The organism is Schinkia azotoformans (assembly GCF_035811335.1).
Lineage (GTDB): Bacteria > Bacillota > Bacilli > Bacillales > Bacillaceae_J > Schinkia > Schinkia azotoformans.
Window position 1 is genome coordinate 13983 of record NZ_JARSMD010000050.1, and the last position, 15785, is coordinate 29767.

General features: G+C 35.7%; 18 protein-coding genes. 9 read left to right on the forward strand and 9 right to left on the reverse strand.

Translation table 11 applies throughout. The features are described 5' to 3' along the window. Entirely contained in the window at window positions 1–729 is a 729-nt protein-coding gene (locus P9E47_RS21525; RefSeq protein WP_326164910.1) for an MBL fold metallo-hydrolase, read from the reverse strand. A 183-nt stretch (window positions 730–912) separates the two neighbouring features. Here P9E47_RS21525 and yhfH point away from each other — a divergent pair, with 183 nt between their 5' ends. Continuing rightward, window positions 913–1044, forward strand: a complete 132-nt coding sequence (gene yhfH / locus P9E47_RS21530) for a protein YhfH (RefSeq protein WP_003329348.1) — start codon at window positions 913–915, stop codon at window positions 1042–1044. Between the two features lie 370 nt (window positions 1045–1414). Here the strand turns inward: yhfH and hemY are convergent, their stop codons facing one another. The 7 genes from hemY to P9E47_RS21565 form a co-directional block, all read right to left on the reverse strand. Further along, window positions 1415–2836, reverse strand: coding sequence for a protoporphyrinogen oxidase (gene hemY, locus P9E47_RS21535; protein ID WP_326164912.1), 1422 nt, complete (start codon window positions 2834–2836; stop codon window positions 1415–1417). A gap of 2 nt (window positions 2837–2838) precedes the next feature. Beyond that, a complete protein-coding gene (hemH, locus tag P9E47_RS21540; RefSeq protein ID WP_326164913.1) occupies window positions 2839–3780 on the reverse strand; it encodes a ferrochelatase in 942 nt (313 codons plus the stop codon). A 64-nt stretch (window positions 3781–3844) separates the two neighbouring features. Next, a complete protein-coding gene (gene hemE, locus P9E47_RS21545) occupies window positions 3845–4894 on the reverse strand; it encodes a uroporphyrinogen decarboxylase (RefSeq protein WP_003329345.1) in 1050 nt (349 codons plus the stop codon). Between the two features lie 138 nt (window positions 4895–5032). Next, on the reverse strand, window positions 5033–6214 hold the full coding sequence (locus tag P9E47_RS21550; protein ID WP_003329343.1) for an ATP-binding protein: 1182 nt from the start codon (window positions 6212–6214) through the stop codon (window positions 5033–5035). A 163-nt stretch (window positions 6215–6377) separates the two neighbouring features. After that, complete coding sequence (locus P9E47_RS21555) at window positions 6378–7043, reverse strand: site-2 protease family protein (RefSeq protein ID WP_003329342.1); 666 nt, start codon at window positions 7041–7043, stop codon at window positions 6378–6380. A gap of 14 nt (window positions 7044–7057) precedes the next feature. Continuing rightward, entirely contained in the window at window positions 7058–8293 is a 1236-nt protein-coding gene (locus P9E47_RS21560; protein WP_326164916.1) for an ABC transporter permease, read from the reverse strand. Further along, window positions 8290–9027 (reverse strand): ABC transporter ATP-binding protein, encoded by a 738-nt coding sequence (locus P9E47_RS21565; RefSeq protein WP_003329340.1) that lies wholly within the window; start codon window positions 9025–9027, stop codon window positions 8290–8292. Before P9E47_RS21565 ends, P9E47_RS21560 begins: the two co-directional genes overlap by 4 nt. A gap of 696 nt (window positions 9028–9723) precedes the next feature. Here P9E47_RS21565 and P9E47_RS21570 point away from each other — a divergent pair. From P9E47_RS21570 to P9E47_RS21590, 5 genes are all read left to right on the forward strand, one after another. Beyond that, the gene (locus tag P9E47_RS21570; protein WP_326164919.1) at window positions 9724–10146 is read left to right on the forward strand and encodes an HIT family protein; all 423 of its coding nucleotides are present in this window, start codon (window positions 9724–9726) and stop codon (window positions 10144–10146) included. Between the two features lie 143 nt (window positions 10147–10289). Then, the gene (serC, locus tag P9E47_RS21575; RefSeq protein ID WP_003329338.1) at window positions 10290–11372 is read left to right on the forward strand and encodes a 3-phosphoserine/phosphohydroxythreonine transaminase; all 1083 of its coding nucleotides are present in this window, start codon (window positions 10290–10292) and stop codon (window positions 11370–11372) included. 118 nt (window positions 11373–11490) lie between these two features. Then, window positions 11491–12033 carry a tryptophan transporter gene (locus tag P9E47_RS21580; protein WP_003329337.1) on the forward strand — a complete coding sequence of 181 codons (543 nt, stop codon included), beginning with the start codon at window positions 11491–11493 and terminating at the stop codon, window positions 12031–12033. A gap of 185 nt (window positions 12034–12218) precedes the next feature. Further along, window positions 12219–12575 (forward strand): YtxH domain-containing protein, encoded by a 357-nt coding sequence (locus tag P9E47_RS21585; protein ID WP_003329335.1) that lies wholly within the window; start codon window positions 12219–12221, stop codon window positions 12573–12575. Window positions 12576–12757: 182 nt separating this feature from the next. Next, on the forward strand, window positions 12758–13336 hold the full coding sequence (locus P9E47_RS21590) for an HTH-type transcriptional regulator Hpr (RefSeq protein ID WP_003329334.1): 579 nt from the start codon (window positions 12758–12760) through the stop codon (window positions 13334–13336). On the opposite strand, the gene P9E47_RS21595 is transcribed toward P9E47_RS21590, so the two are convergent. After that, window positions 13326–13682, reverse strand: a complete 357-nt coding sequence (locus P9E47_RS21595; RefSeq protein ID WP_003329333.1) for a DUF1878 family protein — start codon at window positions 13680–13682, stop codon at window positions 13326–13328. The two genes, P9E47_RS21590 and P9E47_RS21595, sit on opposite strands and share 11 nt — an antisense overlap. A gap of 148 nt (window positions 13683–13830) precedes the next feature. Between P9E47_RS21595 and P9E47_RS21600 the strand changes: the two genes are divergently transcribed. The 3 genes from P9E47_RS21600 (at window position 13831) to P9E47_RS21610 (ending at window position 15757) form a co-directional block, all read left to right on the forward strand. After that, the gene (locus P9E47_RS21600) at window positions 13831–14379 is read left to right on the forward strand and encodes a DUF3267 domain-containing protein (protein ID WP_035197866.1); all 549 of its coding nucleotides are present in this window, start codon (window positions 13831–13833) and stop codon (window positions 14377–14379) included. 179 nt (window positions 14380–14558) lie between these two features. After that, window positions 14559–14741: a hypothetical protein gene (locus P9E47_RS21605; protein ID WP_003329331.1), complete on the forward strand. Its 183-nt coding sequence runs from the start codon at window positions 14559–14561 to the stop codon at window positions 14739–14741. Window positions 14742–14845: 104 nt separating this feature from the next. Next, window positions 14846–15757, forward strand: a complete 912-nt coding sequence (locus P9E47_RS21610; protein ID WP_003329330.1) for a peptidylprolyl isomerase — start codon at window positions 14846–14848, stop codon at window positions 15755–15757. Window positions 15758–15785: the final 28 nt, after the last annotated feature.

A 15785-nucleotide genomic window follows, 5' to 3' on the forward strand; every position in this document is an offset into this window, starting at 1 on the left:
TCAGAAATTCCAACCTTCCTTCGCCAGTTCAACAGGTCCATTATATTCAGCGCTCGCTTGCTTCACTAAATCTTTATGGTCTCCATAATGTGGAAGGTGGGTGAGCAACAGTTTTTTTACTCCTGCTCCTTTTGCAATTTTTCCCGCTTCTGTACTTGTCATATGACCGGAAATAGAACCATCTTTGCCACTATAGAGATTGCATTCACAAATTAGGAGATCTGCATCTTTAGCAAAATCAACGAATTCTGGTAAATAACTGGAATCAGCTGTATACACTATCGTTTTTTCATCATTTGTAATCCGCATTGCATAACAAAGAACCGGGTGTTGGGTCTTCATGAATCGTATCGAAAAAGGACCTAGGTTTAATTCTTGTTCCGGGTTGTATGCATAACCTTTTGTAAATGGCAGCTTCGTTAAGCTATCAAACCCTGTCTGATCGGATACATGTCCATAAATGGGCAGTTCTTCCTTGCCTTTTCCAAGCATCGTATTGATCATTCTTGCATACTGGAGTGGCCCAACATCGGCAACATGGTCATGGTGATAGTGCGACAGAATGACAGCATCAAGATCCGTAACATTTACGTATTGCTGTACTTTTGATAATACAGCACTGCCACAGTCAATTAATAAATTATAATCATTGTCCTGTACAAGATATCCTGATGTAGCGGAATTTACCTGTGGAAACCCGCCCCAGAACCCAACAACTGTGAATTTCATATGAAATTACATCTCCTTTTTTTACTAAGTAAACTGGCGACTACTTCCTCCACAATTTTACCAAACCGCTTAAATAAAATAAAATCCGCAAAAATTTGGTTAGTTGTTTTAAAACAGTTATTGACATATTAAATCTGTTATAATACAATTACTTTAACGTCATAAAAACGGGAGGGATTGCAAATGGTACAGAGTTCAACCGAGTTTTTCAAAAATTTACCACCTAAAACATGTTGTGATTGTGGTGCTGTAATTGATGAGATGGCAGAATCATATTTGAATCAATGCGATCACTGTTTACGTGACGTTGAATAATACTTATCCTAACGCATTAGGTTTTTAAAACCTGAATGTTATACACTTCTACCCCATTGACAGCTAATTAGCTGTCCTTTTTTTGTTGCTTCGTACCCTGCCATATTCCACAGACCGACTATCACTCCCTAAAGTGATCGAACACTTCAAAGTCATCACAATATCAAGTTTCTAAGCGGACACGAATGAACATCTGGGTATTTCGGGGAAGTGAGACTACATTCGTGTCTTATCGCTTAGAAACTTAGTATGCATAGACTCATTAATTTATCTTGGTGTCCGATCAAACTCGGTCGCAATAGCCGGTCTGTAGAATATTTAAAATTATACGCGCAAAATAGAAAAAGAGCCCATAAGGCTCTTTTTCAGTCTAGAATTTCAAATACCCCAACACACGCTTCACCGCTGCTTCCCCTTGGTCGATGCAATCAGGTACTCCCAATCCTTCGTAGGAAGCTCCTGCTAAGAATACCCCTGGGAGCTCCTTGCGCATTTTTGCAGTGATATCTCTCATCCGTTCTTTATGACCAACAGTATATTGCGGCATTGAATCATGCCATCTTGTAATGACGGTTAATTCCGGTGCTGAAACGATATTCATTGTTTTATTTAGATCCTTGAGTACTGTTTCCACAATTTCCTCATCCGTTCGGCTAACAATTTCTTCATCCCCTGGTCTGCCAACATAGCAACGAAGTAGCGCTTTCCCTTTCGGGACTGAGTGCGGCCATTTTTTATGCGTCCAGGTCACAGCTGTCATCGAATAACCGCTATCACGGGAAATGATGAAGCCTGTTCCATCAATATCCTGTTTAATCACCGATTCCGGAAATGCCAAGGCAACATTTGCTACAGATGTTGATGGGACATTGTGAAAAGGATCAAAAAACGGATATTGAGAAAAAATTTGCGCTGTTTGTTTATGCGGTACACAAACGATGATACTATCGGCTTTTATTTCTTCTCCTGAAGATAAATGTAAGGTGTAATGGTCACCATTTTGCTCCACTTTTTCAACTGAAACTCCCTTTACTACAGATCCAGGGTTTAGTTTTGCTTCAATAGCGTGAATGAGTGATTCAAGTCCACCCTTCAATGATAGGAACATTCCACTGCTTTTTTTACCGGTTGTTGCTGTCTTTGTTGGTTTAGGTTTCGGTGTTGTTTTTTTCATCCCTAAGATTAAACTGCGATATTTTTGCTCGATCTCATAGAATTGCGGAAATGTTGACAGCAGACTCATTTGGTCGATATCACCGGCATATATTCCTGAAAGAAGGGGCTCGATTAAGTGGTCAACCACCTCATTACCAAATCTTCTTCGGAAAAATTTCCCCAATGATTGATCCCCCTTCACACTTGAAGGCGGAAGAATAAAGTCACCACCTGCACGAAGTTTTCCAATCGGGCTGAACATTCCGGACATTGCAAATGGTGCAATCTTTGTCGGAATCCCCATGATCGCCCCACCTGGCATGGAATAAAGTTTATCTTTAACTAATATGTAGGATTTTCCAGCCCCATTATTAACCAATTGGTCCTTCAAGCCCGCTTCTTCCGCAAGTCGTGAAGCACTCATTTTTCTCGCTAAAAAAGAGTCTGGTCCTTTTTCAATCACATAGCCGTTTTCTGTATAGGTTTGAACTTTTCCGCCTAAACGGTCAGAGGCCTCAATCAACATCGTCTCAACCGGGAGATTCTTCTCCTTTACCTCTTTTTGTAAATAATAGGCTGCCGTTATGCCGGCGATCCCGCCACCGATGACAACAACCTTTTTATTTTCTATATTCACGATTATTCGCCTACTTCTTCAAGTTTTTTTGTGACAACATTACTCAAAGCCTCAATAAACTTTGGATTAGCATTCGGCATTTCTGGACGATAATAGTTTGCACCCAATTGCTCCGTCACGAGCTTGCATTCGAAATCATTATCATACAACACTTCTAGATGATCCGAGACAAAACCAACTGGTGCATATACAAAGGTTCTATAACCCTTATCATGATAAAGCTCTTTAGTTAGGTCTTGAACATCCGGCCCTAACCATGGGTCTGGTGTATTGCCTGCACTTTGCCAGCCAATTTCATAATTGGTTACACCGGCTTGTTCAGCAATTAATTTAGCCGTTTCCTCGAGCTGGCTTGGATAAGGATCACCTGAAGCTAGTATTTTTTCAGGTAAGCTATGCGCTGAAACAATCAAAACAGCATTTTCCTTTTCCTCTTGGACCATATTACTAAAGATAGCTTTAACATTCTCAGACCAAAATTGCAAAAATTGTGGCTCCTTATACCAGGATTCAATAAAATGAATTTTCAAACCACCTAGTTTTTCAGCTTCCTCTTCTGCACGTGCATTATACGATTTTACGCTAAAGGTTGAAAAATGGGGAGCAAGCACAATTCCAACTGCTTCTTCAATCCCATCATTTTTCATTGCCTGAACAGCATCTTCAACAAAGGGCTCAATATGCTTTAATCCTAAATACATTTTAAATTCTATATGGTCATGCACATCATTTAACTTTGCTTCCAGTGCCTCTGCTTGTATTTTCGTGATTTCAGCAAGGGGGGATATACCGCCGATTGCTTCATATCTATCTTGCAAGTCTTTCAGCATTTCCGGTGAAGGTTTTCTTCCCCGTCGAATATGGGTATAATAACGCTCGATATCTTCTTCCTTATACGGGGTCCCATATGCCATTACTAAGAGTCCGATTTTTCTTGTTGTCATTATGTCACCTCATTTACGAATTGAAAGTCGTGCAAAATAGCTTCGCACGACTAATCTTAACTTTCTATTTACCAAGCTTACTAGCTGAATATTCATGAATAAAAGTAGTTAATTTCTTTAAAGTTTCAACTTGAACATCAGGAAAAACGCCGTGGCCAAGATTGAAAATATAGCCAGGATGAGCCATACCTTGGTCAAGAATTTCTTTAGCCTTTTCTTCAATAACATTCCATGGAGCTAAAAGTAAGGCTGGATCTAAGTTTCCTTGAACCGTTTTTGTAATGCCCATTTTTCTTGCTTCTGCAATAGGCAATCTCCAATCTAAACCTACTACATCAAGCGGAAGGTCATGCCATTCATGTACAAGATGGCTTGCTCCTACACCAAACATAATAAGCGGCACATTCTTTTCACGCAGTTCAGAAAAGATTCTTGTCATGATAGGCTTAATGAAGTAACGGTAATCAACAGCATTTAAAGCGCCTACCCAAGAATCAAAGATTTGGATCGCCTTTGCACCAGCATCAATTTGTGCTTTCACGTACGTAACTGTCATCGTAGCAAGCTTGTCCATTAATTTAAACCAAGCCTCAGACTGTGAATACATAAATGCCTTCGTTTTATTATAATTTTTTGAAGGTCCGCCTTCAATCATATAGCTGGCTAGTGTAAAAGGAGCCCCTGCAAAACCGATTAATGGCACATCCAACTGTTCATTGACTAATAATTTAATTGTCTCTAACACGTAAGGAACATCTTGTTCCGGATTGATTTCACCAAGTTTTTCAACATCGCCCACCGAACGGATCGGATTAGAAATTACCGGACCGATGCCCCCTTTAATTTCTACATCGACTCCTAAGGACGGAAGCGGCGTCATAATATCTTTATACAAAATAGCTGCATCAACATTATATTGATCCACAGGCAACTTCGTTACATAGGCACAAAGTTCAGGCTGGTGTGTAATTTCAAATAACGAATATTTCTCCTTTAATGCACGGTATTCCGGCTGTGAACGTCCGGCTTGGCGCATATACCAACAAGGTACATAATCCGTTCTTTCACCTCTTGCTGCCCTTAAAAATGTATCGTTAATTGTTCGATTACTCATTTAATAGTCCCTCACCTTTCTGCTACTTCATTTATTTATGTATTGATTTTTTTCCATCAAATACAACTATAATCTAATTTATCATTTAATGTATAGTAACATTAGGAATCTGTCATAAATTTGTCCCCAATTCCGATATTATTTTATCGGAACCTCAATTTTAATTTTTGTACCAACATTTACTTCACTTTCCATCGTGATTTTTCCATGATGACTTTCAATTATTTTTTGACAAACCATCATTCCTAATCCTGTTCCATCTTCTTTCGTTGTGAAAAATGGTGTTCCAATCTTTGTAAGCGTCTCTTTAGTCATACCACAACCTTCATCAATTGTCTCTATAATAACACTCTTATTCCCATCAACCTTTATGTCAATCCAAAGTCTTCCACCATTCGGCATTGCCTCAATCCCATTCTTTATGACATTCATAAAAACCTGTTTTAGTTGATCCGGATTACAGATCATCGCTGGAATATCATCCTTTATTTTTAAAATGATATTGACACCATTTTTTTCAGCCTCAGCTTTTAGCAACAAAACGACTTCTTTGATGATGAGCTGAATTTTTTTTTTCATAAAAATGTAGGTATGCTGTTTGCCAAGCACTAAAAATTCATTCGTTATCATTAGTATTCTCTTCAATTCAGATTGCATAATTTCATAATAAAATTGATGGGACTCTCTTTCATCTGATTGCCTCATTAATTGAACAAAGCCCGATAACACTGTAACAGGATTTTTGATTTCGTGTGCCACCCCTGCTGCCAATTGTCCAACAGTCGATAACATTTCTGACCTTTTCAATGCTTCTTCTTTCGACCATAATTCATTTTCGGTAAAACGGCCGGAAAAGATTAAAATAATCGTCAAAAATACTGTAAAAGCGATAATGTAAACAACAGATGTCGGTTCTAAACTCACAAAGATAACATTCTTAAATTTAAAGTAGTAATAAATAGTTAAGAAATTAGCGATACATGAACTCACGATCACAGGCATTGCACGTTGATATATTGAAGAAACCGTTAGTGCCGCCCAAATAAAAATATAATTTATGATTAACGGCTCTCTTTCTATTAAAAATATAAATGGCAAATAAATGGTGAGCACAATAATATAAGCCGTTTCTTTAATCCAAACTTTATAATAAATAAGCAGTGAAATAGGTAAAATGATCATTAGTGTAGTTGGAACAATAACTAGTAGAATAGAGCGGTCTATTACTAAATTAATGAGTAAATCTATTACAAAACAGATAGCTATAATCTTAAGTAATAAAATGTTTCGTCTATGTATGATATCTAATTTTTTACTCAAAAGATGCCACCTCTGCCTTTCTGATTCAACTCAGCTTTATCATCCATTCATTTTTTTACATATTTCGACAAACTGCTATAGTACAGAATTATAACATACTTCCTATAGTAAAAAGCACCACTATTTAAAAATAATGGTACTTTTTACTCAAAATATTATTTTATTAAAATAATGTTATGAAGATATTTTCAATAGTTGAAAATATAAACGGAATGACTGTATTAAAAAGCGGTGTAATTGTGTATTGGTCAAGTGGTGTGATAATAATAATTAAAAATAATAAAATACCGTAATTTTCGAATTGAGTTAGTTTCGCTCGAATATGTGTCGGTGAAAGATCTTCTATTACCCGATAACCATCTAACGGTGGAAAAGGAAGTAGATTGAAAATAAACAAGATAATATTCAACAAAATAAATAAATTAAAAAACTGATAGATAGTATTCGTAATATTTTCTGGTATTCCATTAAGTACACCACTATAAATCAAACTGTACCATAGGATAAAGCCGATAAGGACGAGCAAAAGATTGCTTAACGGGCCGGCAAGTGAAACCAATACCCCGGCAAGCCTTGGCCTTTTAAAATAAAAGCGATTTACAGGCACGGGCTTTGCCCAACCAAAGCCCGCAATAAAAATCATTAGCGTACCAAATATATCTAAATGAGAAAAAGGTGATAAGGTCAACCTTCCTGCATTTTTTGCAGTCGGGTCGCCAAATCGGTAAGCAACATAAGCATGGGCAAATTCATGAACAGAAAAAGCTATCGCGAGCACGATGACTAATAAAGGAATTTGCTCTAAAGGAAAAGCTAAAAAATGGTTCATTGATTCTATCATCCTTAACTCAATATTTGTGCTTCATCTTGTTTGACTAATTTCTTTTTTACATAGGCAAACGTAAATAAATAGGAAAATACAAATCCAGTTCCAATCGCTAGAAACGCGAGGATTATATCCCCTGTTAAAAAGATAATGATTGATAAAAGTGAACTTTTCACTAGTAGTAAATAAAACAGTAATTGCAGAAAATTGGATCGTCTCACTTCTGCCGAAATCGGATATAAATCGACCCATATCTTCATGACATGATGTCTGTAAAGCGGCAGTAATTGAAAACCCGAAAGATATACAAATAAAAGCAGGACCAGCAATTTGCTATATCCTAAAGGTAAGAAATAAAGTAGAACGCCGCCAATTACCAATAAACGAGCGTAAATACCAAGATAATCACTTGTACGTGAAAATGTCCTTAAATAAAGAAATGAAAATGTCGATCTCGGTTCAAAGCGAAGCATACTTGTCATCCAATTCAACCAGCCTCTTCGTTTCACTTGCTCTTTAAACTTTGGAACATCTGTAAACATATTAGCGATACGATAAAAGGCCATCATCCGCTCAGCTTCCATTTCAATTAACTGCTCCCACTTTATCCCCTTTCCTTTTGATGCCTGATAAAAATAGATAAAAAGGAGCAATAAAAGTATCCCTATCACCAATGGATAAATCCAAATAACACCTTGTACAAGAAAATAAACGAATACAATATTAAAAATCAGCCTGACAAATTGATCAATCCTAAGTGACCCTTTGTCTGTTAAATATTGAACATACCATCTTGTCATGATATTGACGGCTTTCGCTATTAATAATATGACCGCGAGGATTAGTAAATCCCTAACCGTTGTCCCCCGCTGCTGAAAATACAAAGGACCAAGTGCAGCAATGAAAAATATTAGAACATAGCATTGGAGCATATAGGAATAAAGGATTGACCTTTGAAAATAATGCTTTAATTCTGTTTCAACCGGCAATAAAAAAACTAAATCAGCTTCCTTTAAAAATGTTTGAATCGGGCTTTGAGTTAATATAATCCCGATAATTAAAGCAATAATAAGGGCTGCCGGAAAGTCTTCGGGCAATGTCTTCAACCAGTTCTGGTAATAATAGGCCCCTCCTCCGACTGCAAACAGTAAAACAAATTTAAAATGATCATTAAAAATTAATTTTAAATATCGTCTTGTATCCTTAACATATAATTGAAATCTTTGTTTCCAAAGCTTATTTGCATCAATCATGAATCTTCCCTCGTTAATTGAAGATACAGATCATCTAATGAAGCATCTTTCATCTTAAATTGCTCTCTCAACTCACTCATAGTACCTTGGACTCTTACCTTTCCGTCATGGAGGATTACAAAACGATCACAATATTTTTCTGCTGTTGATAAGATATGGGTTGACATTAAAATGCCGGCACCATTTTCCTTAGATTTTTCCATCATATCGAGGAATGATTGAATTCCTACCGGATCGAGGCCGACAAAAGGTTCATCAACAATATAAAGACTTGGATGAATTAAAAATGCACACATAATCATTACCTTTTGACGCATTCCTTTCGAAAAATGAACCGGAAACCATTTTAACCTTTTCTCCATCCGAAATTCCTTTAAGAGCGGCGTTAGTCTTTCTTCAAATTCACTTTTCCCAAGTCCATAAGCCATTGCCGTCAACTCTAAATGTTCATACAATGTTAATTCATCATATAGAATGGGGGTTTCTGGAATATATGTAAATTGTTTGCGATAGCCATCTCGATTTTGTTTAAATGTCGAGCCATTAATAGCAACCGAACCACTTTTTGGTTCCATCAGGCCAATAATATGTTTAATGGTTGTACTTTTACCTGCGCCGTTTAATCCAATTAAGGCGACAATTTCCCCTGCTTTTACTTCAAACGTTACATTATGAATGACGGGGTTTTTCGTATATCCGCCTGTCAAGTCAATAACTTCAAGTAATTTTGACATTGTTTTTATCCTTTCTTTCCTTAAGTTATTATAATTTTAACAAATTTTTCTTCGACAAGACACTTCTAGCCATCGACAACTTTTTTTATAAATACGAATGTATAGCTTTTCGATAACTGGTTATCATAATAAACGAAGAGGGGAGTTAATCAAGTTAGTAGCAGCAATCAACCATATATGGGAGATGATGGCGATGAACAATCAAGATGATTTAGTAACGTCATTTTAGTCCGAAATGGGGTGTCTGTGAAAGACAACTTATTAGCTTTAAATGCTGAATAAAACTTGAATCCATTTGAAAATGAGGTGTCGACGATCGGCATAAATCTGATTTAGATACTATTCCTATTCCTAAAAAAATGGGGTGTCTACGATCGGTAATTTACTGATTTAGAGATACTATTCTTTAGAAAATGGGGTGTCTGTGAAAGACAACTTACAGTTTTAGAAGCGAAAAGCATTACTCCCAAACCTCTTCAAAAGACAGGGTGACTTCGGACACCTTGTCTTTTTTTTATCAAATACGCCTTGGTATATTTGCGCCCAGATTTTTTCGAGCTTGCTCGAAAAACTACCTTTGAAAATCTGAGGCATCCGCCGAAGGCTTAACTTTATTCAGCCGCATTTGCTGAATAAAGTTATGAAATTCTGTATAATAAAAATTAGGAAAAATTTTCATTGAAAGGTTGGTTTTACATGTCGGATTGCATTTTTTGTAAAATAGTGAATGGAGAAATTCCTTCTTCAAAAGTATATGAAGATGAAAATGTATTAGCATTTTTAGATATTTCCCAAATAACAGAAGGCCATACGCTGTTAATACCTAAAGAACATAACAAAAATTTATTTGATCTCCCCAAAGAAACAGCGGAAAAATTGTTCTCAGTAGTACCCAAAATTACAAATGCGATGAAAAATCAATTAAATATCGAGAACCTTAACCTTGTTTGTAATTCCGGGGAAAAAGCTGGGCAGGAAGTATTTCACCTCCACTTACACTTGATCCCTCGCTACGGAAAAGGTGATGGATATGGTGGTGTTTGGAAGTCGCATCAAAGTGAATATACTGGAGACGATTTAAAAAAATTAGCATTAAAAATTTCAAATGGCATCGTTTAATGCAATCGTATACTACATAATCATATGGTGTTCGACAAGTTCACCATATTTTTTTATAAAAATAAATATTCCGAATCGTGAAAACGTGATACGATAGTAGTATTAAAAAAATGAGAAATTATTTATCAAGGAGGATTTTTACATTGAAACGCGCTTATAACTTTAACGCTGGTCCATCTGCATTACCACTAGAGGTGCTTCAAAAAGCACAAGCTGAATTAGTTGATTTTAAAGGTTCAGGAATGTCACTAATGGAACTTAGCCATCGCAGCAAAGAATATGACGCAGTACATGAAGAAGCACAAAGTTTACTAAGAGAGCTATTAAACATCCCGGAAAACTATGATGTGCTCTTTTTACAAGGTGGGGCTAGCTTGCAATTCTCAATGGTCCCTATGAATTTCTTAGCTGAAGGTCAGGTTGCAAACTATGTTTTAACAGGTGCTTGGTCGGATAAAGCTTTAAAAGAAGCGAAAAAAGTAGGTCAGACGCATATTGCGGCCTCTACAAAAGAGTCTAAATACAAGTCAATCCCAAGCTTTGATGAAATCAAGCTAAGCGAAAATCCAGCTTATTTACACATCACTTCCAATAATACAATTTACGGAACCCAATGGGCAGACTTCCCAACGCTTGACAATGTTGATTTAATTGCCGATATGTCCAGCGATATTTTAAGCCGCACTTTTGATGTGAACAAGTTTTCATTAATTTATGCAGGTGCCCAAAAAAATCTTGGTCCTTCAGGTGTAACAGTTGTCATCCTTAAAAAGGATTTACTTTCTAGAATCCCTGAAAACCTTCCAACAATGCTTGATTACCGTACACATACTGAAAATAATTCACTTTATAATACACCGCCGACTTTCGGGATATACATGCTTTCTCTAGTATTAAATTGGGCAAAAGAGCTTGGTGGGGTGCAAAAAATCCAACAAATTAACGAGCAGAAAGCTTCTATTTTATACAACGTAATTGATGAAAGTGAAGGGTTCTATTCAGCACACGCACTGCCAGGAAGCCGTTCGAACATGAACGTTACATTTACACTTCCATCTGATGAGCTTTCGAAAGAGTTTTTAGCTGGTGCTAAAGAGGCTGGTTTTGTTGGTCTTAATGGTCACCGTTCAATTGGTGGTTGCCGTGCATCTATTTACAACGCTGTACCAGTTGAGACTTGTGAAGCGCTACGTGAATACATGATTTCATTTAAAGAAAAACATTAATTTCCACTTTAATTAAATCAAAATATTTGGTAAAATAGATATAATTAACTTTTGCAATAGGTCACGAGGACACTATTGGAAAGTAAAAATGTATAGTTTAGATGAGGAGAGATGAGAAATGAATACGAAAGTACTTGTGTCATTAGCGATGTTAGTTGGGATTGGTGCAGTTTTACATGCCATTGTACCGCCGATCTTTTTCGGGATGAAGCCTGATATGCTATTAACGATGATGTTTTTAGGCATCATCCTTTTTCCGGAAAAGAAAAATATTTTTATTTTAGCAATTGCAACAGGAATTGTTTCAGCGCTAACAACGGGCTTCCCTGGCGGCCAAGTTGCTAACATGATTGATAAACCAATTACTGCATTTTTATTCTTTGTGCTATTTCTTACTGTAAGAAAGTTCAATCAATCTATCGTAGCAATAGCCGTATTAACTGCAATTGGCACAATTATTAGCGGCTCTGTTTTTCTTGGTTCAGCAGCCATTCTTTTTGGATTACCTGGCGGTGCCTCTTTCGCAGCTTTATTTACTGCGGTAGTACTACCAGCTACAGCTGTTAATACAGTTGCAATGGTTATCATTTATCCAATTGTATCAGCAATTCTAAAACGTTCTAAAATCGCTGTACCACAATCTAACAGTATGAAAGGCTAATCAAAAAGTGTCTTGTATCGATAGAATATGGTACAAGACACTTTTTTTGTATATTATTAAAAATTATTGTTATATACTTTTTGCTAACACTTTTTTACATTAAAAAATTTTTTCGTTATACTATAAGTATGAATTTTTATGGATTATAGTATAAGAAAAATAATATCACAGAGGAGTTGGTAATTATGAGTAATCGAAAATCATTGTTCCTCGGGCTGATTATTGGCGGTTTTTCCGGTGCTGCCATCGCCCTTCTTGCATCACCTAAATACAGCCAAGACCTAAAGGATACTTTAAGTGCAAACAGCAAGAAAGTAAAAGAAACATTAAGTACACTAAAAACTGAAACAATCCAATTAAAAAACCAAGTTGTAGAAACATCAAAAGAAGGCGCCATTATTTTAAAAGATTTCTCTAAAGATTTAAAAACATCCGTTGATACCTGGAAAAAAGAAATTGAACCCAATACAAATAAAATTATCGACGAACTAAAGAGCATTGAAGAATCGATTCAACAACTGGAAAAGGTAACAAAAGCTTAATTTTTTTCATTTTATTGCCTAAATTTCAAAAAGTTTAATCAATTTTCTGAATTTAGGCAAAAAATCCTCTTTATCTTTTTTTTAATTCTTGGCATAATAGAAGAATAATAATATTAGATTTCTAGAATAATCATTTAAAGAAAGTTGGTGAGAATTTGAATCACGAAAACAATCAATATTCAATGATGGAAGCTATGTTATTCAGTCAAAAAATTGCCCAGCTTAGTAAAGCGCTATGGAAATCCATTGAGAAGGATTGGCAGCAATGGATTAAACCATATGACTTAAACATCAATGAGCACCATATCCTTTGGATCGCCTACCATTTAAATGGGGCATCTATTTCAGAAATTGCCAAATTTGGAGTAATGCATGTCTCAACAGCTTTTAATTTTTCGAAAAAATTAGAAGAGAGAGGTATGTTGAAATTTTCTAAAAAAGAGGATGATAAGAGAAACACCTATGTTGAGCTAACAGAAGCTGGGGAAAAAATTCTGTTAGATACAATGGAAACTTATGATCCTAGTTCGTATGATGCTTTTAGAGCTGCCCTGCCTCTTCGAGAACTCTACGGAAAATTCCCTGAAATGGTAGAATTCATGTGTATTATCCGCAACATCTATGGCGACGATTTTATGCAAATCTTTGAAACATCGTTTAAAAATCTAAACAGAGAATTTGTTGAAGAGAATAATCGATTAATTAAAAAAGATCATGCAGATCAGAACCAGGAAAGCAAGAAAGAGCCGGTTAACTCTTAATTTGCTTTTTAACAATAGCTAAACTCTTTTTTAAAATCTCCATTAAAGGAACGTACATTTCCTGGCCAAGGAAAGCATGGATGGTTTCTTCTGGATCTAACTTATGATTTAATGAGTTAATGAACTGTGTGAGGAGCGGGTTGAAATAAACAAACCCCTCCTCTTTTTGTTGTTCAAATTGAAGCGAGAGCTCCTCGCATAACCGGAATACTTCTTCTACTTCCTCCTCTGACAAATCATTTTTTACGATCAGCCGATGGGCAGGGAAACTTTGAGTTTGGATCATTTCTAGTAATAATTGTTGATGATATTCTATTTTTTTAAGCCTTTTCTCAATTTCTCCCATTTTGCCACTCTCTTCCTTCATTTGTAAATAAATTTATTTTTACAGTAGGTATTGATTTTTAGTTCAAATCATTATACAGTAATTGAGAAATCTTTGGGACTAACAACCCGCCAGAGTAGTTAAATCCTTTCTAGAGGTGTTATATTCAATGAATTGTTGGAAAACAATTAATCTATCTCGTGATCTTGGAAATCAGCGCCTGATGGTTGTTTCCTTCCTTGTTATGCTTGCTGCCTTTATTATGATTTATGTTCCATTAAGTATTATATATGAAAGCATCCATCTTAACGACGATTACTTATATTTATTTATAATTTGTTTAATTTTAATCATTCCTATGCATTTAATCTGCCATGCACTTCCAGCATGGATCACTGGCCAAAGGATAAAGATTAAAATTTCATTCAAATCAGTGATTTTTCCGATTTTTAATATTGAATATAATCATTCTCTTACAAGAAATTTAAAAATTGTATCCTTCCTGGCTCCAACTTTATTGATTACATGTCCATTACTTTTTTTTAGCATTATTTATCCACAATACATGCATTATTTATCGATTGGAGCAGCTATTAATATTGGTTTGTCCGTAACAGATATTATTTATTTGATGATTCTTATTAAAGCTCCTAAAAAAAGCATTGTCGAGCATACAAAGTATTCATTTGATATATTAATTCATCATAAAAGCAACTAAGAAACAGGGCTGTCCGAAGTATGTCTGCCAATGACATGGTAAAATATGAGGACAGTCTATTTTTTTTATACAAACTATCTTTTTATTTATTTTTTTGGTATTGTTATTATTATCCCGATAGAAAATGAAATTCTCTTAAACTTTCATATTTTTTTTGCAAAGGAGGAATCTCAGAGAAAATGGTGTACCTGTTCACTGTATTTGCGGTTTTCTTTCTATACACAATTAATTCCATGACCAACCTAATGTGTCTTCTAAAAGAGATTCCTGAGGATCGCCAACCCCAGCTTTTTCGAACAATAAATGTACTGATAACTATTTTACTTATTTCAACATATATTGAAATTCTCTATGCTGTCTAAATGAAGGCTTCCGTACTATGCGGAAGCCCTTATTTGTTTAATCTAGAAGAAAAATATGGTATAGTATTTCTTGTGTTTAATTTTGAATTTATAGGAGTGGCAAGATGAAAAAATGGATTCTTTCAATAACGGCTGCAGCAACTATCGTGGGACTAGCAGCATGTAGTGGAAATAACGATAACAAGTCTAACGTAGTTGTAGAAACATCTGCCGGAAACATTACAGAAGATGAATTATTTCAAAAGCTAAAAGACCAATACGGAGAAATGGTTCTATACGAAATGGTGTTAACTAAGGTTCTTGAAGATAAATACCCTGTTTCAGACAAAGAAGTTGATGCTGAGCTTGCCAAACTAAAGGAGCAATACGGTGCTCAATTTCAGATGTTCCTAGCATCAAATGGAGTTCAAGATGAGAATGCCTTTAAGGACACTCTTCGTCTTCAGTTAATTCAGGACAAGGCCCTTTCAACCTATATCGATATTCCGGAAAGTGAATTAAAAAAGAAGTATGATGAAATGAAACCTGAATTAAAAGCCAGTCATATTTTAATTAAAGATGAAAAAACAGCTAAAGACGTACTGCAGAAGGTCAAAGCTGGTGAAGACTTTGCAAAATTGGCTGAGGAATATTCAGAAGACCCTGGTTCTGCCGCAAATGGTGGCGATTTAGGTTACTTTGGCACAGGTGTTATGACTAAGCCTTTTGAAGAGGCTGCTTATGCCCTTAAAGTTGGTGAAATAAGCGACCTTGTAAAATCTGAATTTGGATATCACATCATTAAACTGACCGATATAAAAGAAGTAAAGCCATTTGACGAAATGAAGGACGAAATACGTAAACAGCTTATCCAAGAAAAAGCTCAACAAGACCCTACTGGTGTCCAAGAAAAAATTAAAAAAGAGCTGCAGAATGCAAAAATTGATGTGAAAGATAAAGATTTAAAAGGTATATTTGATTTTATAAATGAAAAAGCACCATCAGACGAAAAAACTGAAAAAGCTGAGGCTAAATAAATTAAGTATAAAGTAGGGAAACCTCTTT